The 20,753-nt window shown below is 57.5% G+C and carries 14 protein-coding genes and 1 pseudogene; 3 read left to right on the top strand and 12 right to left on the bottom strand.

What is annotated here, in order from left to right; all coding sequences use genetic code 11:
* Positions 1-73 precede the first annotated feature (73 nt).
* Together IB250_RS04960 and IB250_RS04955 are read right to left on the bottom strand one after the other, a co-directional pair.
* Positions 74-1,048, bottom strand: a complete 975-nt coding sequence (locus IB250_RS04960) for a FecR family protein (protein ID WP_192343256.1) — start codon at positions 1,046-1,048, stop codon at positions 74-76.
* Positions 1,049-1,088: 40 nt separating this feature from the next.
* The gene (locus IB250_RS04955) at positions 1,089-1,589 is read right to left on the bottom strand and encodes a sigma-70 family RNA polymerase sigma factor (protein ID WP_007907700.1); all 501 of its coding nucleotides are present in this window, start codon (positions 1,587-1,589) and stop codon (positions 1,089-1,091) included.
* A 288-nt stretch (positions 1,590-1,877) separates the two neighbouring features.
* Here IB250_RS04955 and IB250_RS04950 point away from each other — a divergent pair, with 288 nt between their 5' ends.
* Both IB250_RS04950 and IB250_RS04945 read left to right on the top strand, forming a co-directional pair.
* Complete coding sequence (locus IB250_RS04950; protein WP_192343255.1) at positions 1,878-2,999, top strand: HlyD family secretion protein; 1,122 nt, start codon at positions 1,878-1,880, stop codon at positions 2,997-2,999.
* The gene (locus tag IB250_RS04945) at positions 2,996-4,588 is read left to right on the top strand and encodes a DHA2 family efflux MFS transporter permease subunit (protein WP_192343254.1); all 1,593 of its coding nucleotides are present in this window, start codon (positions 2,996-2,998) and stop codon (positions 4,586-4,588) included. The genes IB250_RS04950 and IB250_RS04945 overlap by 4 nt, the downstream gene beginning before the upstream one ends.
* Positions 4,589-4,597: 9 nt before the next feature.
* Here the strand turns inward: IB250_RS04945 and IB250_RS04940 are convergent, their stop codons facing one another.
* From IB250_RS04940 to IB250_RS04925, 4 genes are all read right to left on the bottom strand, one after another.
* Positions 4,598-5,038: a carboxymuconolactone decarboxylase family protein gene (locus tag IB250_RS04940; protein WP_192343253.1), complete on the bottom strand. Its 441-nt coding sequence runs from the start codon at positions 5,036-5,038 to the stop codon at positions 4,598-4,600.
* A gap of 134 nt (positions 5,039-5,172) precedes the next feature.
* Positions 5,173-6,618 carry a mechanosensitive ion channel family protein gene (locus IB250_RS04935; protein ID WP_192343252.1) on the bottom strand — a complete coding sequence of 482 codons (1,446 nt, stop codon included), beginning with the start codon at positions 6,616-6,618 and terminating at the stop codon, positions 5,173-5,175.
* 185 nt (positions 6,619-6,803) lie between these two features.
* Positions 6,804-7,430: an isochorismate family cysteine hydrolase YcaC gene (gene ycaC / locus IB250_RS04930; RefSeq protein WP_007907677.1), complete on the bottom strand. Its 627-nt coding sequence runs from the start codon at positions 7,428-7,430 to the stop codon at positions 6,804-6,806.
* A 127-nt stretch (positions 7,431-7,557) separates the two neighbouring features.
* Complete coding sequence (locus tag IB250_RS04925) at positions 7,558-8,424, bottom strand: pirin family protein (RefSeq protein WP_192343251.1); 867 nt, start codon at positions 8,422-8,424, stop codon at positions 7,558-7,560.
* 105 nt (positions 8,425-8,529) lie between these two features.
* Here IB250_RS04925 and IB250_RS04920 point away from each other — a divergent pair, with 105 nt between their 5' ends.
* A complete protein-coding gene (locus tag IB250_RS04920) occupies positions 8,530-9,438 on the top strand; it encodes a LysR substrate-binding domain-containing protein (protein ID WP_192343250.1) in 909 nt (302 codons plus the stop codon).
* A 6-nt stretch (positions 9,439-9,444) separates the two neighbouring features.
* Here IB250_RS04920 and IB250_RS04915 read toward each other — a convergent pair.
* The 6 genes and pseudogenes from IB250_RS04915 to IB250_RS04895 all read right to left on the bottom strand — a co-directional run bounded on the left by IB250_RS04915 (position 9,445) and on the right by IB250_RS04895 (position 20,589).
* Positions 9,445-12,676: pseudogene (locus tag IB250_RS04915) on the bottom strand (ATP-binding protein).
* 12 nt (positions 12,677-12,688) lie between these two features.
* Positions 12,689-13,309, bottom strand: coding sequence for a response regulator transcription factor (locus IB250_RS04910; protein WP_192343249.1), 621 nt, complete (start codon positions 13,307-13,309; stop codon positions 12,689-12,691).
* A 147-nt stretch (positions 13,310-13,456) separates the two neighbouring features.
* A complete protein-coding gene (locus IB250_RS04905; protein WP_192343248.1) occupies positions 13,457-13,906 on the bottom strand; it encodes a response regulator in 450 nt (149 codons plus the stop codon).
* A 120-nt stretch (positions 13,907-14,026) separates the two neighbouring features.
* Complete coding sequence (locus IB250_RS28800; RefSeq protein ID WP_263864763.1) at positions 14,027-14,158, bottom strand: hypothetical protein; 132 nt, start codon at positions 14,156-14,158, stop codon at positions 14,027-14,029.
* A 114-nt stretch (positions 14,159-14,272) separates the two neighbouring features.
* Positions 14,273-18,094, bottom strand: coding sequence for a hypothetical protein (locus tag IB250_RS04900; protein ID WP_192343247.1), 3,822 nt, complete (start codon positions 18,092-18,094; stop codon positions 14,273-14,275).
* Between the two features lie 65 nt (positions 18,095-18,159).
* Positions 18,160-20,589, bottom strand: a complete 2,430-nt coding sequence (locus tag IB250_RS04895; RefSeq protein ID WP_192343246.1) for an RCC1 domain-containing protein — start codon at positions 20,587-20,589, stop codon at positions 18,160-18,162.
* Positions 20,590-20,753: the final 164 nt, after the last annotated feature.

The following is a 20,753-nucleotide window of genomic DNA, read 5'->3' as shown; positions in this document are numbered from 1 at the left end:
AAGAGTGTGCGGCTGTTAATGCAAACCAGTCGCAGTTGGACAAGAAGACGAAGAACTCGAAAAAAACCTGAATCTATCGGGCAATTATTTCCTGACTGCCGTCATCCAGGGTGCGGATGGCCACCGGCAGAATGCTCGGCAAGGCCTTTAGCAGTGCGTCGGTATTGTCGGATTTGAACACGCTGGTCAGGCGTAGATTGCCCACTTTGGCACTACCAACCGTCAGCGGTTTTTCCCGATAGCGCGACACTTCTTCGGCCACTTCGCTGAGGCTGGCGTTGTTGAACACCAGTTTTCCGCTGCGCCATGCGGTCAGTTCCGCAGGGTTGACCGCATAAGCGGCGGCGACAATGCCCTGGGCATCGACGCGAGTACCGAGGCCGGCGGTGAGACTGACGAATTCGTCGCCGTCGCCTTGAACCTTGACCGTGCCCTGCTCCACCGCGACCCGGGTTTCGGCGCTGTCGCGACGCACGTCGAAACGGGTGCCGGTGACCGTGACCTTGCCGCTGCCCGCCTCGACCACGAATGGTCGGCTGCTGTCGTGCTCGACGCTGAACATCGCCTCGCCTTGCGTCAACTCGATGCCGCGACGATCCTTTTCATAGCGCACCTGTACCTGGCTGCGGCTGTTCAGATCGATCACCGAACCGTCCGGCAACGCCACATGACGACGCTCGCCAAGGGCCGTGGAATATTCAGCCGTGTAGGTCGCCGGAGGGTTCAAGCCACTGAACAACCCCAGGCCGAGCGCCACTGCCAACACACTGGCGGCCACTGCATAACGCACCAACGGACGACGTTTGCCGCGGGCCGGCGAAGTTTCGCACAAGGCGTGCAAACGCTTGGCCGGCAGCAGATCGGCCGCCGCCCACAGGCTCTGGAGCATTTGATATTCGTCACGATGCTGCGGGTGTTCGTCCAGCCAGACCTCGAAACCTCGCCGCTCTTCGGCGTTGACGGCAGGCTCCTGCAAACGCACAAACCACCGCGCCGCGTCGTCGCGAACCGTTGTTTGCCCGCACGCACAATCACGAGTATCCATCATGGAAAGTCCTGTTTGGCCGGGGATGAGAAGGTGCGGCGAATCATGGCTGTAACCCGTCCAGGCGATCACGCAGATGCCGCAGGGTGCGGATCATATACTTTTCCACCATGTTCTTGGACAGCCCCAGGCGTTCGGCGATTTCGGCCTGGGTCAGGCCTTCGATCTTCTGCCAGACGAACACCTTGCGGCAGTTGACCGGCAGCTCGGTGAGCGCCCGTTCGATGGAATCGGCCAACTGGATCGCGTGCATGAAATGCTCCGGGTCGCCGGACGACGACACACTGTGATCGATCGCCTCCGACTCCATGGCGCCCCGCCGATCCTCACGCCGATAACCGTCCACCGCAATGTTGCGTGCGGTCTGGTGCAAATATGCCCGAGGTTGTTGCACCGCCGCCGAATCGGACTCAAGCACCCGCACGAAGGTGTCGTGGGCCAGGTCCTCTGCCTGCTGACGATTTCTCAGGCGACGGGTCCAGGTGCCGATCAACTCTTCGTAATGCTCGAAAAAGCCGTGTCTGCGGGGCAGCTTGGGGGTCATTGCGGTGTGCTGTGGAGGGGAGGCGTGAATAGTAATGCTTCCTATTAACTGGAAGCAATGGATTCCCTCGATCCCCCGTGTTGTGACCCCGTCGGAAGACTGGATGGGATGTTGAATCAGAATCAAAAAATGAGGGCGGGCGGCCAAGGCTTCGATAAAAGAAGCCCGCGATGCGTTCTGTCACTCAAAGCCAACCTGACAACCGGCAGCCTGAACCCATTGCCAGAAAATATTACCTACGTCATATTGCATCCATAATAAAGCATCATTTCTCACAGGTACTTCTCTATGACCAGCATGCCCAGCCCTGAACCCGACCTTGCTGTCGCGATGAACACACCCAAGCCTCCCCTGCTTAAAAGGTTGCTCTCGCTGACAGCAGGTATTGCGGCTCTGGTAATCATCGGGCTGTACGCAACCCATTGGTGGACCGCCGGCCGTTTCATCGAAGAAACCGACGATGCCTACATCGGTGGCGACGTCACGGTGATCGGGCCGAAGGTCGCGGGGTATATCGAACAGGTGCTGGTCACCGACAACCAGAAGGTCAAGGCCGGCGATGTGCTGATCCGGCTCGACGCCCGCGACTATCGCGCCAACCTGGCGAAGGCCGAGGGTGCGGTGGCTGCCGAAGAAGCGTTACTCGCCAACCTCGACGCCACCGAACAACTGCAACACGCGGTGATCGGCCAGGCCCGCGCCGGCATCGATGCCGCCGGCGCCGAAACGGCCCGCTCGCGGGACGATAACGCCCGCTACAAACGCCTGGTGAACAGCAATGCCGTCTCGGTGGAAAGCGCACAACGGGCCGACGCCACCTTCAAGACTGCACAGGCGCAGAGTGCCCGGGCTCAGGCCGAACTGCTGGCCGCGCAACGTCAATTGAATGTGATCGAAACCCAGAAGCAGCAAGCGCGCGCCGCGTTGATCCAGGCGCGGGCCGAGCGTGACCTGGCGCAGTTGAACGTCGGTTACACCGAGTTGAAAGCCCCCGTCGACGGCGTGATCGGCAATCGTCGGGCACGGGTCGGCGCTTACGCTCAAGCCGGTTCGCAACTGTTGTCGGTGGTGCCGGCCAGCGGGCTGTGGGTCGATGCCAATTTCAAGGAAGATCAGCTGTCGCGGATGACGCCAGGCCAGCGTGTGATCGTTCATGCGGACGTGCTCAAGGGACGTGAATTCCACGGTCATCTGGACAGCCTCGCGCCAGCCAGCGGTTCGCAGTTCAGTGTGCTGCCACCGGAAAACGCCACCGGCAATTTCACCAAAATCGTCCAGCGGGTGCCGGTGCGAATCCTGCTCGACCCGGCCGACGGCGTGCTCGGTCATCTGCGTCCCGGCCTGTCGGTGACGGCTGAAGTGGATACCCGCGCCGAACCTGAAACTCCGACCGTGGCCAGCGCGCCATGAATCGCGCCCTCGCCGCCCCCGCGCAGCCGTTCAACGCCGCCAACATGGCGACGGCGACCAAGGTGTTCGCCTTCGCCACGATGTGCATCGGCATGTTCATTGCGCTGCTGGATATCCAGATCGTCTCGGCGTCGCTGCGTGACATCGGCGGCGGGCTCTCGGCCGGCACCGACGAAACCGCGTGGGTGCAGACCAGTTACCTGATCGCCGAAATCATCGTGATTCCACTGTCGGGCTGGCTGTCCCGGGTGTTCTCGACCCGTTGGCTGTTCTGCGCCTCGGCGGTGGGTTTCACCCTGGCCAGCCTGCTCTGCGGCGCGGCCTGGAACATCCAGAGCATGATCGCCTTTCGCGCCCTGCAAGGGTTTCTCGGTGGTTCGATGATCCCGCTGGTGTTCACCACCGCGTTCTTTTTCTTTACCGGTAAACAACGGGTGATCGCCGCCGCGACCATCGGCGCCGTGGCCTCGCTGGCACCGACGCTCGGGCCGGTGATCGGTGGCTGGATCACCGACATTTCGTCCTGGCACTGGCTGTTCTACATCAACCTGGTGCCGGGGATTTTCGTTGCGGTGGCGGTGCCGATGCTGGTGAAAATCGACCAGCCGGAATTGTCACTGCTCAAGGGCGCCGACTACCTGAGCATGCTGTTCATGGCAGTGTTTCTCGGCTGCCTGGAATACACCCTCGAAGAAGGCCCGCGCTGGAACTGGTTCAGCGACAGCACGATTCTGACCACCGCCTGGATCAGCGGCCTGGCGGGATTGGCTTTCATCGGTCGGACCTTGCACGTGGCCAATCCGATCGTCGATCTGCGTGCCTTGAAAGACCGCAACTTCGCCCTCGGCTGTTTCTTTTCATTCGTCACGGGGATCGGTCTGTTCGCGACGATTTACCTGACGCCACTGTTTCTCGGTCGTGTACGTGGCTACGGCGCGCTGGACATTGGCCTGGCGGTTTTTTCCACCGGGGTGTTCCAGATCCTGGCGATTCCGTTGTACGCCTTTCTGGCCAACCGCATCGACTTGCGCTGGATCATGATGACCGGCCTTGGGCTGTTCGCCCTGTCGATGTGGGATTTCAGCCCGATCACTCACGACTGGGGAGCTAAAGAGTTGATGCTGCCGCAAGCCTTGCGCGGGATCGCTCAACAACTGGCAGTGCCACCCGCGGTGACCCTGACCCTCGGCGGACTGGCGCCCGCGCGGCTCAAACATGCCTCGGGATTGTTCAACCTGATGCGCAACCTCGGCGGCGCGATGGGTATCGCCGCGTGCGCCACGATCCTCAATGACCGCACCAACCTGCACTTCACAAGGTTGGCGGAGAACCTCAACAGCACCAACGAAGCACTCAATCAGTGGCTATCCCAGGTCGGCCATAACTTCGCCGCCCTCGGCCAAAGCGGTGACATCGGCGTCACCGCCAGCCTGCGTCAGTTGTGGCTGCTGACCTACCGCGAAGCGCAGACGCAAACCTACGGCGACGCGTTCCTGATGATCATGGTCTGCTTCATCCTCGCCACGGCGATGGTGCCCTTGATGCGCAAGGTGCAACCACCGGCCGCGCCGAGTGCTGATGCGCATTGAGCCCGATTCTTACTCTTGAGGCATTTTGCGAAAACCCACGGCCAGCCGATTCCAGCTGTTAATGGTGGAAATCGCCACGGTCAGGTCGACCATTTCCTTGGGGCTGAACTCGGCGCTGAGCAGTGCATAGTCTTCGTCCGGGGCGTGGGTCAGGCTCAGTTGGGTCAAGGATTCGGTCCAGGCCAGTGCGGCACGTTCACGATCGGTGAAGAACGGTGCCTCGCGCCAGGCCGTCACGGCAAACAGCCGGCGTGGCGTTTCCCCACCCTTGATGGCATCGGCGGTGTGCATGTCGATGCAGAAGGCACAGCCGTTGATCTGTGATGCGCGCAGCTTGACCAGTTCGATCAGCGACTTTTCCAGCGGCAGCTTCGAGACGGCGGCTTCCAGGGCCATCATGGCTTTCAGGCCGTCCGGGGAGGCGGTGTAGAAATCGATACGAGGTTGCATGGTGAGCTCCAATAACAGGTGAGGTTGGCGCTACGTTAATGCCGACCTGAGGTTGTACAAATAGCCAATTATTGGGAAGTTGAGGATGCCAATCGGCCGGAAGATATTCAGTGATGGCTCAGGCAACCAACACATCAGCCGCTACGCTTGCGCAACCATTGCAAAAACCCCTTTTTCTCCACCACCTTGGGTGTTTCCTGAATCAGCGTCTGAGCCGTATGCATCCGGTAATCGAACAACGCCTTCATCGCTTCGCTGATGTCATGCCGCGCATCCAGGCATGGCTTGAGGTATTCCTTCTCGATGCGGTAGAGCGTGCAAAAGGTCTTGGCCGAAAAGTCGGCGAGCGCCGATTCATCGGACAGAATCCCGGCCTCGCCAATCACCTCACCCGGTCCCATGCGCCCGGCCTCGAACTTTTTGCCACCGCGGCTCAGGGCGACCGACACCACGCCGGATTCGATGATGAACAGGTGATCGCTCACCTCCCCCGCCGGCAGGATCATTTCCCCGGCGCGGAAGGTTTGCAGCTTCATGTTCTGGCTGAAGGTTTCTTTCTCTTCCTGACGCAGGGTCGAGAAGATGTTCGAGCTATCCAGCAACGCCCGCTGCCGTGACAGCGCAGCAGGCGCGTTGGGTTCAACGCTCGACAACAGACTGACCCCGGACGCCTGCAAGTGTCGGAATGCCAGGTCGAACAGCTGATTACGTACCATGCGCTTCTGATCCATGGACACCACGAAACCGCTGATTTCATACTCCACGCCGGTGCTGCCGGAGCTTTTCAACGCCACGCACGGTGCCGGTTTGTTCAACAGGAAGCGGCAGCCCTGCATGGCCCGCTCCAGTGCATCGATCACCGTTTGCGGACGAGCGTGGGGGCTCACTTGCAAGCTGATCGAGACGCCGAAAATATCGCTGGGGCGACTGAAGTTGACGATCTTGGCCTTGGCCGCCAGGGAGTTGGGAATCACCGCCATGCTGCCTTGGGCGGTTTGCAGGCGCGTGGCGCGCCAGTCGATGTCGGTGACCCGGCCTTCGGTGCCGTCGATGGAGATCCAGTCATCCAGTTGATAGGGTTTGGTGGTGTTGAGGACGATCCCGGAAAACACGTCGCTGAGGGTACTTTGCAAGGCCAGGCCGACGATGATCGCCAACGCACCGGACGTTGCCAGCACGCCCTTGACCGGTAACTCGAGCACGTAAGCCAGGGCGGCTATGACCGCGATCAGGAAAATCACCGCGCCGAGCAAGTCCTGCAACAAACGCCCGGTGTGCCCGACCCGTTGCATCATCACCGCGCCGATCAACACCGTCAGGGTGCGCGCGGCGAACAGCCACCAGCCAATTTGCAAACCGGTTGCCGCCAGGTGCAACGGCACGTTATCAGCCCATGGCGCCGGCTCCATGGGGTTCAAGCCTTCGTTGAACAGCAGCATGCTGAACAGCGCGAAAATCACCAGCCGCACCGCCAGTTTCCAGTTGCTGCCGCTGGCCGTGATCAAACGCCACAACACCAGATCGATCAGGATCAGGATCAGCGCGCTGAGCAACGGATGATCGGTAAGCAGTGACAGCATCAAGCAACTCCAGTAAGGGCCAATGGCGCGAAGATCTCACAGATTGTAGGAGCTGGCGAAGCCTGCGATCGGCAAAACACCACAAAACCAATGTGGGAGCGGGCTTGCTCGCGAAGGCTGCTTCACATTCAACAATAATGTCGACTGTTACACCGCTTTCGCGAGCAAGCCCGCTCCCACATTAATTACTTGCTGTTGGTGAGGGTGTTGTAGCTGGTCATCAGGTTGCGGTAGTCCGGGATGTGGTTGGAGAACAAAGTCGCCAGACCTTCCACGTCGTTGCGCCAGTCGCGATGCAGTTCACAGGCCAGGCCGAACCAGGTCATCAGTTGGGCACCGGACGAAGACATGCGATCCCACGCCGATTGACGGGTCAGTTCGTTGAACGTGCCGGAAGCATCGGTCACCACGAACACCTCAAAACCTTCGGCCAGTGCCGACAGCGCCGGGAACGCCACGCAGACTTCGGTCACCACACCGGCGATGATCAGCTGTTTCTTGCCGGTAGCCTTGATCGCCTTGACGAAGTCTTCGTTGTCCCAGGCATTGATCTGGCCTGGGCGAGCGATGTACGGCGCATCCGGGAACAACTCCTTGAGTTCCGGCACCAGCGGGCCGTTGGGGCCGGTTTCGAAACTGGTGGTCAGAATCGTTGGCAGCTTGAAGTACTTGGCCAGGTCGGCCAGGGCCAGCACGTTGTTCTTGAAACGGTCCGGATCGATGTCGCGCACCAGAGAAAGCAAACCTGCCTGATGATCGACCAGCAGAACGGCGGCGTTATCCTTGTCGAGACGTTTGTAGGAAGTAGTCATGGGGTAATCCTCGCTTTTTATCGATGCCGAACGGGCCGGCGTAAGTGAACTCTGATTTTTCGTTTAAACGTGGCCAGGCAAGCGTAGTCAGCCAAACCCGGCACGCCACAGCGCTACAACAATGATTTCAATCACTCATCCGGCCAAAGCGTCCCGACTGGAAGTCGGCAAAGGCCTGGTGAATTTCTTGCTCGGTGTTCATCACGAACGGGCCGTGGCCAACAATGGGCTCGTCAATTGGCTCTCCGCTTAGCAGCAACACCACGGCGTCGTTATTGGCTTCCAGACTGAGCTGATTGCCATTGCGTTCGAACAACGCCAACTGCCCTTCTCGCACCAACTCCACACCGTTGACCTGAACCGTGCCGCGCAGCACCACCAGTGCCGTGTTGCGCCCTTGGTGCAGATCCAGGGTCAGCGATTTGCCGGCGTTCAAGTGAACGTCCCACACATCGATTGGCGTAAAGGTCCGCGCCGGGCCGCTGTGGCCTTCGAACTCACCGGCGATCAAGCGCAGGCTGCCAGCGTTGTTCTTCAGTGGGATGCTCGGAATGTCAGCGTCGAGAATCGTTTGGTAACCGGGCTCGGCCATCTTGTCCCTGGCCGGCAAGTTGACCCACAGCTGCACCATTTCCAGGGTGCCGCCGCTCTTGGCGAAACCTTCGGAGTGGAACTCTTCATGGAGAATCCCCGACGCTGCGGTCATCCATTGCACATCGCCGGGGCCGATCTTGCCGCCGCTGCCGGTGGAATCGCGGTGTTCCAGTTCGCCCTTGTAGACGATAGTCACGGTTTCGAAACCGCGGTGCGGATGCTGACCAACGCCACGACGCTCGGTGGTCGGGGTGAATTCGGCAGGGCCGGCGTGATCCAGCAGCAGAAACGGGCTGATGTGTTTGCCCAGGTTGTCGTAGGAAAACAGCGTGCGAACCGGAAAACCGTCGCCGACCCAGTGAGGTCGTGGGCTGGTGTAGATACCGATGATGTTTTTCATCTTTGCCTCCGAATCTGTTGTTTGACGCGATGGACAAAGCTTAAAACCGGCGCCTTTGGTGCGCTAGACTGCAAAAATCAGCCTTAGCGTTCTATTTGGAGAACGATGGTGGAAGACCTCAACACCCTGTACTACTTCACCCAAGTGGTGGAGCACCGCGGTTTCGCCCCGGCTGGGCGCGCGCTGGACATGCCCAAATCCAAGCTCAGCCGACGCATTGCCGAGCTCGAAGAACGCCTCGGTGTGCGCTTGCTGCACCGCAGCAGCCGGCATTGCTCGTTGACCGAAATCGGCCAGGCTTACTACCAGCGTTGCCTGGCCATGCGGGTCGAAGCCGAAAGCGCCGCCGAACTGATCGAACGCAATCGCTCCGAACCCCAGGGCCTGGTGCGCATCAGTTGCCCGACCGCGCTGCTGAATTCCTGGGTCGGGCCGATGCTGACCCGCTACATGCTCAAATACCCGTTGGTGGAATTGTTCATCGAAAGCACCAACCGCCGGGTCGATCTGATCCACGAAGGGTTCGATATCGCGCTGCGCGTGCGCTTTCCACCACTGGAAAACACCGACATGGTGATGAAGGTGCTGGGCAACAGCACCCAATGCCTGGTGGGCATTCCGGCGTTTTTGCAGCGCTTGTCGTCACCGGCCACGCCGGCTGATCTCAGTGGGCTGCCGAGCGTGCATTGGGGTGGCGCGCAGCGGGAATATCAGTGGGAATTGTTCGGTGCCGACGGTGCCAGCGCGCTGATTCGTCATTCCCCGCGGATGGTCACCGACGACTTGCTGGCCTTGCGTCACGCGGTGCTCGCCGGCATCGGCATCGCCCACCTGCCAAGTGTGGTGGTGCGCGATGAGATTGCCGCCGGCCGACTGGTGGAACTGGTGCCGGGCTGGGCCCCCAAGTGCGGAATCGTGCACGCGATCTTCCCCTCACGACGCGGATTGTTGCCGTCGGTGCGGACCTTGATCGACTTTCTGGGCGAGGAATTCAGCCATAGCGATATTGCTTAAAAAGCTTCAGATCTGGCTCGAATCTGCGCTCAAATGCTTGTCCAGCAATGACATAGCGTGCTGCAACCGATCGACGGCTTCATCGAGCAGCAGCGTGTTCCCTTCATCGATGACACGCTCCAGTTGCTCGCAATGCTCGATCAAACGCACCGCCCGGACCATGCGCGCACCGCCCTTGATGCGGTGCGCCAAGGCTTGCAGGTCATGGCGATTGCCACTGGCGTGCGCCTTGAGCAGATCATCCCGATCAACCCGATTGGTCACCACCAGTTTGCGCACCAGCTGATCGAGCAGTGTGCGGTCCGCACCGACGTATTGCTCCAGGCCACTCAAGTCCATCTCGGGCGGGGGTTGCTTTTCGAGCGTCTCGGGTGCTTCGTTTGCAAACCTGGACGCCAGCCATGCGCTCAAATCCGCCAGCAGGATGGGTTTGAACAGGCAGTCGTCCATACCTGCCTCCAGACAGCGGACTTTCTCCTCGGGCTGCGCATTGGCGGTAAAGCCCAGAATCAGCGTCGACGGTAATCCCTGGGCGCGTTCTTCATCGCGTATTGCACCCGCCAGTTCATAACCACTGAGCCTGGGCATATTGCAGTCGGTAACCACCAGATCGAACTCACAGTCGCGCCACAGCTCAAGCCCCCGGGCGCCCTCTTCAGCCTCCAGAACGCGATGCCCCAGGTGGCTCAGTTGCCATGAAAGCAACAAACGATTAAGCCGGGTGATCGTCGACCACCAGAATCGTCAGTGGCCGCGTCGGCACCTGCACCCCGCTATCCACTGGCGCAATGGAAGGCAACGGTTGCAGTGCGATCAGCTCAAGGGTGATGTCGACCTGTGTGCCTTGCCCAGGGACGCTGTCGAGTTGCAACTGGCCGCCCATCATTTCGCACAGGTTGCGGCTGATTACCAGGCCCAACCCGGAGCCGCCGCGAGCTGACTGCGGGTTATTGCTGGCTTGGGCGAACGGGCTGAACAACCGTTGCCGATCGACGTCACTGATGCCAATGCCAGTGTCTTCAATGCGCACACTGACCGCCAGATGCCCCGACGTGAGGGGCTTCACCCGCAGCGTCAGGCTCACCTCGCCCTCACGGGTGAACTTGATGGCGTTGCTCAGCAGATTGGACAGCACCTGCTTGAAACGGTTGGGGTCGATCAACACGTCGCAATCACTGTGTTCATCCAGATCGATTCGCCACGCCAGTTCATTCTGCCGTGCAAGGCCTTCGAAAACCCGGCACACCGACTCCACCAGCTCCCGAAGATTGGCGCGTTCAGGTGTCAGGGATAAATGTCCGGACTCAATACGGGCGATGTCCAGAATGTCACCGATCAGCGCCAATAATTGTTGTGCGGCACCGGACGCCACCTCAATGGCAAAGCGATCGGTGACGCCCTCGTCCGCACGTTTGAGGGCCAGTTCGAGCATGCCGATCAGGGCGTTCATCGGTGTGCGGATCTCATGACTCATGGTGGCCAGAAAAGTGGTTTTGGCGCGGTTGGCATCGTCCGCCTCGTTCTTGGCCTCCTGCAATTGCCGTAACCAGTGCTGGCGCTGACGGATTTGCCGGCGCTGCCAGGCGATCCAGCCCAGGGCGAGCAACAACAGGGCGCCAGCCACGGCAAACGCCTGAAGAATGCCTTGACGATGGCGTAGCCAATAGCTGTCATCCAGCACCACATCATTGCTCCAGCGGGCCACCAGATCGTCCATTTCCTGAGGCGAAATGCTCAGCAATGCCTTGTTCAGAATCGAGTGCAACTCCAGCGCGCCGCGATCGGTGGCCAAGGCAATGCGGGCCGGTCGATCACCCACGGTGCTGCTGACGCGCAGACGATCACGGTAATGCCGAGCGATCAGGTAACGGGCGACGATCAATGAACTGAGTGTCGCATCAGCCTGCCCCTTGATCACCCGTTCCATGCCCTCGGCCGGGCTTTGCACTTCGACCAGGCGCACCTGCGGCGCCCGGGCCTGCAGGAACCCGAACAACGGATGACCACGATAAATCGCCAGGCGTTTACCGGCCAGATCGTCCAGCGTCCTTGGGCTGCCCGTCGTCGTTGCACTGACCAGCACAAATGGATTGCTGAGGTAGGCGCGGGTAAACAGCAATGCATCTTCACGCTCGGTACTGGGAGTAACCACAGGCAACAGGTCGATTTCGCCGTCCTGGAGTTGCTCAATCTGCCGGTCCAGTGAGTGGCCGCGTTGCACCTCAAAGGTCAAACCGCTGCGCTGGCTGATCAGCGTCAGCAACTGCGCCGTCAACCCGTTGAGCCGGCCTTGGGCATCGTAGAACGTCAGCGGGGCAAAGTTGTCGATCGCACCGACAGTAACCGTCGGATGCCGGTCCAGCCAGCGTTGTTCACTGGGGCTCAAACGCACCTGCTCCTGACCCGCCGAATCAGCCCTGCCGGCACTCCAGCGCACTTCGATGACCACGCGCTGTTCCATCGGAATCGCCGCCAGAGCCTTGTCGATGATGCTTTTGAGACGCGGATTGTCCTTCGCCAAAGCAAAGCCGAACGGATTGGCATCCAGACCGGAAGGCCCCGCCAGATGAACATTGTTGAGGTAGTTATTGTTGATCAGATAATTGGCGCTGATGAGGTCTCCGAGGTACACATCGTCTGGCCCGAACGCTACCGCTCCGAGCGCATCGAGTGCCGAGGGATAGAGTTGCAAACTTGCATCGGGATAAAAATCTTCAACGGTCTGCGCCTGCAAATAGTCTTCGACCATGGCGATGCGTTTGCCGGCAAGGTCGACGGGCATTCGCTCGTCCAGTCGGGTGACCAGCATGGGCTGATCTTCGGCGTAGGCTCGGGACCGGGTCAGCGCGGGGTCGGTCGCTTCGAAGTTGTTCGAGGTTCCGAGCAGATCCAGCTCATGGCGTTTGAGGGCATCCATGGCGGCCTCACGAGTGGCATAACGCAGCACGTCGATTTTGACATGCAGCAGTTGCCCCAGCAGCTCGGCGTAATCGGCCGTGATGCCCTCCAGGTCATCGCGGTGACGCGTCACTTCGAACGGCGGGTAATCCGCCCCCGTTACACCCAGGCGAAGGGCTCGTTTATCGCGTAGCCATTGCCAGTCCTTTTCATCCAGCTTGACCTCAAAGCCCTCCACGGTGGAGCGCCCCAGCAAATGCAACCGCTGCGGCTCGTCGGCCATCGCCGCAGGCACCTGCGTTAAAAGGCTCAGTGCCAAGGCCAACAGCAACATGTGCATGGTCTGGCTCACTCAGATCAGATGATTGCGCTTGGCAAAATCCCGCAGGTGCACCGCCGCGTTCACGCCGAGCTTTTCGATCAAGCGGGTCTTGTAGGTGCTGACGGTCTTGTGACTCAGGTGCATAAGCTCGGCGATGGCCTTGTTACTCATACCCCGGGCCAGGTATTGCAGGATGGTCAGTTCGCGGTTGGAGAGCTTGTCGATCATCTGTTTTTCGCTGCGTTGCAGGGCGTCCTGCGATCCCGAAGGCAGCCGCGCAAAATAGGTATAACCGGTCATGACCGCATGCACGGCTTTGTGCAATTGACTCAGGACGTTGGTCTTGGCGACATACGCCATGGCCCCGGCGCGCATGCAACGCTCTTGAAAATACAGTGGGTCCAGAGATGTGAAAACCAGTACCAGACATGACCAGTCACTGGCCCTGATCCGGTCCAGCACATCCAGCCCATCGCCCTCGGGCATCACCAGATCCAGCACCACCAGCGTGGGTGAGTGCTCACGGAGCATCGACAACGCCTCGCTACCGCTGGACGCCTCATAAATCCGTTTGAAACCCTCCTTCTCCAATACGATTTTGACTGCGGCGCGTATCACCGGATGATCGTCCACAATCAGCACTGACTTCATGGTAACTCCCTGTGCAAAGATCTGACGATTGCGCACCACGCCGGATAACGACGTGCCGGACGCAACGGCTGCGCTAAGACTTTTGCATGACGGACAGGAAGAAGGTACCTGTCAGAAATGATAGTTCCGACGAGCGGCAACCCAGAATCAAGCAATTTGATGCTGATATCGCGCAGGCACGGGGGACTGTGAAGCTTCACCCGCAGGCGGATCGATGAGCGCCATCAGCCGTTGAATGGACGCCAGATCAGGCCGCGCCCCGTGGCTTACCTGAAGCTTTTGCTGAACCTTGTGTTTAACACCGGCGGCCGGGATCGGCGACAACTGTGCCGGCCGGTCATCGTAGATCAAGGCGTGGTGAACCTGGCCGTTATCGAGGAAGAACCCGAGCAGGTTCAATGCCCCATCCGCCAGCGAGGCATTGATGACCACCAGATCAAATGGCTCGCAACCGTACTCGACCAGGGTCAGCATCTCCACAAGGCTTTGTACCGGGGCCACCCGGTAATAACCGAGCTGATTGAACAGCCGCTCGGTTTTCATCCGGTGAAAATGCTGTTCGTCGGCGATCAGGATACGCAAGGTTTTGTTCGGCAAAATGGGGCCCCCTGCGGGGTGACAGATTCGTGGGGAGCAAGGCTACGCAAGACACATCACGTTTTCTGTAGGACTTTTCCTAAAATCCACGCAACAGTTGTACGTCGAGGCAGTAGGGCATTACTGCCCGCCAAACCGTCGAATATAGAAACCTTTCACCGCCTGCGTCAGCCCCATGTACGCCAGCAAAATCACCGGCAGGAACACGACGGCAGCGCCTGCAGTTTGAAGTAAGGGGATTGGCGTGTCCAAGACACGAAACTCAAGAAAGGATTGCAGCGTTCAGGTATTCAACTATCGCTCCGTGAGGAGCGATAGTTATCGATTGACTGTCGATAGATTGAATAAGCCGTCGAACCTGTTGAATCAGCTCCTCGTCCGGTCTTTCGGCCGCCGAGGTTTCAATTTCAAAGACGACAACTGCAAAGGATCTGGTTTGTAATACTGATTCACGACGTTTCCGCCCCACAATACATAGCTGCCATCCCGGCGCCTTGCAGCAAAGGAAGGATCAGTATGAGGAGGTCTCGGTGGTGGCGGAGGTGGATACTCGACATAAGGGAATCGCTTGATGGAATACAACTCGACCACATCACGACTCAAGTAACCGGCCAAATCTGGCGGCACCGGTGGAATTTCCCCTGCATCTTCCATCGCCAGGGTTGCTCCCCAAACAATAACGGCCCCGTAGACACCGCCTTGCGTTGCCACAACACCAAACGCACCGTTGGTGCTGTATACCCCGGTGACCAGACTGGCCAGCAACGCCTGTCGTGTCGCGGAACTCATCGCCCCTCCATGGGTGTTCATGCCCCAGACAACTACCTCATTGGTGCGCCCGTTTTCATGCTGGCTGAGTAGAAAAAAAGCGACGTCATTGGAATAGAGAGAGAGGATGCCATCGACCGTGATAATCCTTGAGCCTAGACGTGCATCGGAGACGTAATGCAAAGCCCCTGCTTGCTTTATGGCGCGCTTAATGTTGCGTTTAACGGTCTGCGTCAGTGACGCGCCACCGTAGAGCGGGGCACCCCATGCTTCAGCCTGCCCCCGGCTATTGATGATGCAAAACGACCAGCGATTTGCTTTGCATACAATTACATCGCCCTGTAAAGCCAGCAAGGATGCCGATGCAGACATCAGCCCACCCTCTGCAACACGCCCCCAACTTACCGCTTTGCGACGAGATCGAGTGATCGCGCAAAAGGCCGTCGTCGAGGCGGTGACAGACGCGACTCCACCATCGCTCAAAATTGAATCAAGCTGGGCTGAAGGGATCGCTCCTCCACTGTCAGCCACCCCCCAGGTGACAATTTCTCCGTGGGTACCAATCGCACAGAATGCGTTAGCGGCCGCAATGATCCGCTCGACAAAAACACCGTCCAACAACGCTCGAACAGTAGGGTTGATCAAGCCACCATTGGCCTGATTGCCCCAAGCGTAAACCTTGCCGCCTGTAGTACGCACAGCAAAAGCGTTTTGAGTCGCGTAAATCGCCACTGGCTCGTCGAACCATAATTTGCTTTGAATCTCGGGCGCAATGACGTTACCCGAACCTTGCCTGCCTATCGCTCCGATCCTGTCAGCGTTCCCTGTGACATTTTTGTAGATAAAAGCAAAACACTCTCTATTGGAATATACCGACTTGATATCTGTCAGCTTCACAGAAACATTCGCGGGGATATTCTCGCCCCATACCAACAGTTGATTACCACCCTGAACATTCACCAATGCAGCAAAGTCCCTTTCAGTCGAAAAGAGTTTTGCCGCCGGGTTATTTTGCAAGAAATTGATGATACTTGCAGGGACTGGCAGCCCCCACCCTGCTTGCCCTTGAAAATAGAGACTTTGAGTCTCGGGATCAATCAAGCCAAAAGCACCACCGGTGGATACGAAAATCCGCCCGGAAGGTTCGGGGACATGAAAAGAAAAATTCCCATATTGTTTCAGATAACTGTTTTCATTTTCCTCGAGAGAAATACCTTGAAACCCCGATTCGACAAGCTTCTCGGATGAAAATGTTTCTACACCTGTTTCTCCGCTGGCTGCTACAGGAATGACTGAAAACTTTAGTCTTTTCCCGGCATATTCCAACTTCACCCTCAAATCAATGGCGACACCTTCCGGTGCTGGAATCGGCGCATCATTCAAGTACCATTGATATCGTGATGCCGCCTCCGGATTTTCATCTGTGTTTTCATATCTATAACTTCCACGAACAACACTTCCAATGACGGCCTCACCCATAATGAGGACACCACTGGCTATGGGAATAGCTCTTTGATTCACGCCCATGACAATATTCTTGTCTGGAGTGAACTCCTCATTTTTGATATGCCCCCCCCAAGTAACGAAACTATTATTCTCTTTGCGTGCGGCAAAGGCAGCAGTGACATTACCGGCAGGTGATGGCGGTCCCTGGATCGTATAAATTTCGACCACGCCTCTGGTCAATGCGCTCTGCAGGTCCGCAGGAACAACTCCGCCATCGAAGGTACCCTTGCCCCAAGTCACGACGGCACCTGTGACCGCCCCTTGGTCGACAAGTGCCGCATAAGCACCGTTGCTGCAATAGATCTTGCGGATGTTACTGGCCAGGAGGGTCTGTTTGACTGCCGCCGGAATGGTGCCACCTGCAGCGGCCAACCCCCAGGAGATCACCGCTTTTGTTCGCCCGTCGGGCTGTTTGCTGACTAGCACGAAACTACTGTCATTACGTACCAGTTGGATTTCCCCACCATCTTCCGTTTTAACGCGCGATGAAACCCGCTCAGACATGCTGCGAGGCGAAACAACAGGGGCAGATTGGAAAAGCTTTTCGATCTCCGTTCTGGTGTCTTCCTCAAGCAATTCTTGCGCGCTCATGGAAGATTCGGCCTCCGCCGCAAGGCTACTGCTCGCCGGAATGGCGCCTCCGCCATAGGCCGCAGCCCCCCAGGCCGCAGCCTGTCCATCCTTATTGATAAAACACATGGCCTGCGCCGCCGCCGAACACAAAACAATGTTGCCTCTGGCCGCCAGGCTGGCGGCCGGTTCCGTCATCACACCGCCATGGGCCGCCAGGCCCCAGGTTACAGCTTTGCTGCGGCCTCGTGTGATGACGCAAAAGGCACTGTCGTTGGCAACAACGGTTTGAGCACCACCGTCATCGTAAATTTTCTCCAGTGTTGCCGCCGGAATGACTCCATTGGCGCCCCAGGCAATCACACCTCCGTTGCCATCGATGGCACAGAAGGCCGTGCGTGAAGCCACGATGCGCTGTACTGTCATCGCCTCAAGTTGAGGGAGGATGTCTACAGCAGGAACAACGCCGCCATTGACCGTACTCCCCCACGTATATACCTTCCCGCCGAGGGTCAAGACAGCAAATGCGTCAGTGGTGGCGTAAATGGCCTTGGGCTTATCAAAAAACAATTTGTTTTGAATCTCGATCGGCACAACGCCCCCCGTCGCCGGTGTGCCGACTGCGCCAATAGTGTTAGCGCCCAGTTTGGGATCGCTATAGATAAACGCCAGCGAAGAGCTGTTGGAATAGACCGCTTTGATATCTTGAAGATCGGGAAGAGTCGCAGGAATTCCAGGCCCCCACACCAGTAATTGGTTACCACTTCCCACCGGTACCATTGCAGCAAAACTGTTCAGAGTGGAAAACATGGTGATGGCCGGATTGTTATTGAGGTAGCCCGCCAGTTCGGGAGGTACGACACCTCCAAAGTTGGTAGCCCCTCTAACGGAGACATTCTGAGTCACCCGGTTTTTCAGTGCAAAAGCACCGGCAGTGGCAGTGAGCATCCGATCACTGGCGCCGTTGGCGTAGTACGCATACCTTCCCTGTTGCTTGAGAAAGCTGTTTTCACTTTCCTCCGTCGTGATGTTCTGGTATCCACCAGACCCAACGGTTTTGATGTCGGAAAAGGTTTCAACCCCCCTTTCTCCGGTTGACGACACGGGGATCACAGAGAATTTAAGCGCGATACCTGCATGTTCCGGCAGAAGCGTCAGGTCCACAGTTTCCGCGACAATCTCGTTATTCGCGGTCGTGTTGTACCAGCAAAAAATTGAATGACCTTCGGGGTTCTCCTCTGCATTCTGATAGAGATAACTACCACTGACAGTACCATCAACGTCGGGTTCTCCCATGATCTTGACATTTGCGACCGTGGGCATTGCACGCTCAATACTACTCATCACGAATCTCCTTTGATGAAGTTCTCTTTATGCAGCAACAAATCGTTGAGCAACGTTCATGTCACTCACTCGATGTAAGAAACCTCTCCGTTCAAGAAACCAAGGTCCGGGGCTCCAGCCCCTTTGGCCTCCAGGCCGCGATGTGTAGAGAGAAGTACCCAGTAAGGACCGGCGGAATAGACACAGACTGCCGGAGAAAGACTGAAGGTGCCGGCATTGCTTCCCCAGGAAGTGGCGGTGCGGTTATCCGTCACAGCGCAGAACGAACCATACGACGCACTCAGCGACACAACATGATCGAGTCCTGCTGGAACTGTCCCGCCTTCGCCCGGTTCTCCCCAGGCCGTCAAAGAACCATCATGTTTCAACGCGCAGAACGCAGTGGTAGATCCTGCGACATGCTGCACATTCTGCAAGAATGCCGGGGCATTCCCGCCAAACCTGGCGTTGCCCCAGGCAAACACCGATCCATCCGCCCTTAACACCGCAAAAGCGGCGCTGCTGGAGACAATCAACGTCACATTGACCAACTGCCCTGAAAGTTCATCAGGAATGCTTCCACCATGCTCGGAAGAACCCCATGCAACGACGGTTCTGTTTGCTTTGAGAGCAGCAAATGCGCGGTTGCTCGCACAAAGCCGCATAGCCCCTTGGGCTGCGGAGACCTGCAACCCATCCGGCCATGTTTCTCCCCAACTGAACACTCGTCCGTCATTCAATAACGCACTGAAGTCGTTTGTAGCACCGATAACCTGAGTCACCTGATGCAGCAGCGGAGCTATGGCTGGAGGAATGCTCCCCCCAAAGTCCGAACTACCCCAAGCTACGACACTCCCGTCAGAACGCAATGCAACGAATGCGCCCCCGTTTGAAAACAGTTTTTTTACATTCGTAAGTTGTGTCTGGATATCGGCTGGAATCACCCCGCCATACTCGGGGGATCCCCACGCCTGGACAGTCGCATCGTTTTTTATCACCGCATAAGCGAGCCCACCGGCGGCGGCGTAACTGACTCCGGAGAGGCCCGGCGGTGGCAACATCTGAGATTGATCACTCCAGCCAAACAGACTTCCATCGTCCTTTGTTATGCAACCACTTCTGCGGCTGTCCTGACTGAATACACCCGTAATATTGGAGGGTCGCAGCACCATTCGGTCGAGTTCGGCGCCCTGGTTCTGCAAGACCACAATCAATGCCCGTTCAGGTTCTGTATCCAGAAAAAAGCGCCCGGACTGACCGCTGGACTCACCTGCATAGGTCCACAAAACAGTACCGTTTGCACTGAGCGCCGCACTCAACACACTCAAGTTTGCATGATAGTGAGGCCCCGTCTGCGAGCGACTACCGACAACCTGAAGTAAACGACTGGCCTTATCTTCGATGTCTACCCAGGACACTTTCGAAGGGCGGTCTACTACCCCGCTCCGCTTACGCAGATAAGCGACACTTGCACGGCCATTGACGATTGCCTTGACCTTGGCATTTGGAATGAAAAACTTCAGAGCGACTCCAACCTGAGTAACCGGTAACTCGATGGGCCCCTCAATCACCTCCGTACCCTCTTCAGACAAGCCGTGCCAGGTCAGCAAAACCCTGTCATTAACTTCAAAGCCAGGCACGGGAGTTTCGACCTCTACCGTCACGTCCCTCTCTCCCAGAACGCTGAGATCAATCATCTTGGTGACCGGGTCAGCGTCCATTACGGTTGGTGCATCAAGCCGATTGCCTTTGAGATCAACGACCACAGAAACGGGCACAGAGTAAGGTGCACGTGGGTCCGGACTGTTTTGACATTGATCCACTACGGTGTACTTAAAGATGAAGTTTGCGTTGTCTCCAGCCAGCTCAAAAATGTCGTTGAAGAGGTCGAAACACACTTGCCCAAGTTCCGCCTCGGCCTCGCTGACCTGATGCGTATAATCCTTACCATTACAATCAAGCCAGATCATGTCAGAAGTTCTACAGTAGGGATAAGGAACGCAGACCAATACCCCTTGCTCGGCCCGTTCAATATCAATACCGTTTTCAAGTACATCCTGTGGCAACTTCAGTAGAAGTTTTGAATGCCCCTCTTCCACAGGCTCATCAGCCTTGTCACCTGGTCGAACATTGTTGTACATCACCCGTAAAATCGGAGTTGAAATTCCGACAATTTGGCTTATCCGAGTTACGCTGTAGAAAATCTGGTTAATGCGGTTACCTTGCAAGCGCAGTGGTGGGATCCACATCTCGACCTGCTTGTGTACATCACTCGCTTCAATTGTTTTAGTGCCGACTGGAACTCCGTTAAGTGTAAGCCTACAAGTGTCATGCTCATTCATGTGAAGCCATGGATCTATGATAACCCGTTGCCCCCGAACATCGGACTCATATTGATCAATAGACAGGCAAATATCCGCGTCCGGTGCATAGACAGGTTTATTGGAACCGGGAAGGCTAGGCCAGTCCAAAGCCATTACGCTGCTTTTTGGCTTGCCTGGGGGGTTGGCGCTCATAACAAGTTCTCTTTGGGCCAATTTGGCACTTGGGGTAATTAGAGAACCGGTGGAAGAGTCTCGTCTACTGTCAGATCTGATAGGTAATAATGCTTCTCCGACAAACGGTCGACTGACTCGCTCCCTGAAAAATAAAAACCCGCCATCTTTCGCAAGTAATGGCA

Source organism: Pseudomonas sp. PDM09 (genome assembly GCF_014852305.1).
GTDB lineage: Bacteria > Pseudomonadota > Gammaproteobacteria > Pseudomonadales > Pseudomonadaceae > Aquipseudomonas.
The sequence above is the reverse complement of the archived record's forward strand: the minus strand, read 5'-3'. Positions and strand labels throughout refer to the sequence as shown.

Bases quoted from the DNA above. Each gene is read 5' to 3' on its own strand.
- IB250_RS04960 (WP_192343256.1), bottom strand. From the start codon at position 1,048: ATGATGGATACTCGTGATTGTGCGTGCGGGCAAACAACGGTTCGCGAC.
- IB250_RS04955 (WP_007907700.1), bottom strand. From the start codon at position 1,589: ATGACCCCCAAGCTGCCCCGCAGACACGGCTTTTTCGAGCATTACGAA.
- IB250_RS04950 (WP_192343255.1), top strand. From the start codon at position 1,878: ATGACCAGCATGCCCAGCCCTGAACCCGACCTTGCTGTCGCGATGAAC.
- IB250_RS04945 (WP_192343254.1), top strand. From the start codon at position 2,996: ATGAATCGCGCCCTCGCCGCCCCCGCGCAGCCGTTCAACGCCGCCAAC.
- IB250_RS04940 (WP_192343253.1), bottom strand. From the start codon at position 5,038: ATGCAACCTCGTATCGATTTCTACACCGCCTCCCCGGACGGCCTGAAA.
- IB250_RS04935 (WP_192343252.1), bottom strand. From the start codon at position 6,618: ATGCTGTCACTGCTTACCGATCATCCGTTGCTCAGCGCGCTGATCCTG.
- ycaC (WP_007907677.1), bottom strand. From the start codon at position 7,430: ATGACTACTTCCTACAAACGTCTCGACAAGGATAACGCCGCCGTTCTG.
- IB250_RS04925 (WP_192343251.1), bottom strand. From the start codon at position 8,424: ATGAAAAACATCATCGGTATCTACACCAGCCCACGACCTCACTGGGTC.
- IB250_RS04920 (WP_192343250.1), top strand. From the start codon at position 8,530: ATGGTGGAAGACCTCAACACCCTGTACTACTTCACCCAAGTGGTGGAG.
- IB250_RS04910 (WP_192343249.1), bottom strand. From the start codon at position 13,309: ATGAAGTCAGTGCTGATTGTGGACGATCATCCGGTGATACGCGCCGCA.
- IB250_RS04900 (WP_192343247.1), bottom strand. From the start codon at position 18,094: ATGAGTAGTATTGAGCGTGCAATGCCCACGGTCGCAAATGTCAAGATC.
- IB250_RS04895 (WP_192343246.1), bottom strand. From the start codon at position 20,589: ATGAGCGCCAACCCCCCAGGCAAGCCAAAAAGCAGCGTAATGGCTTTG.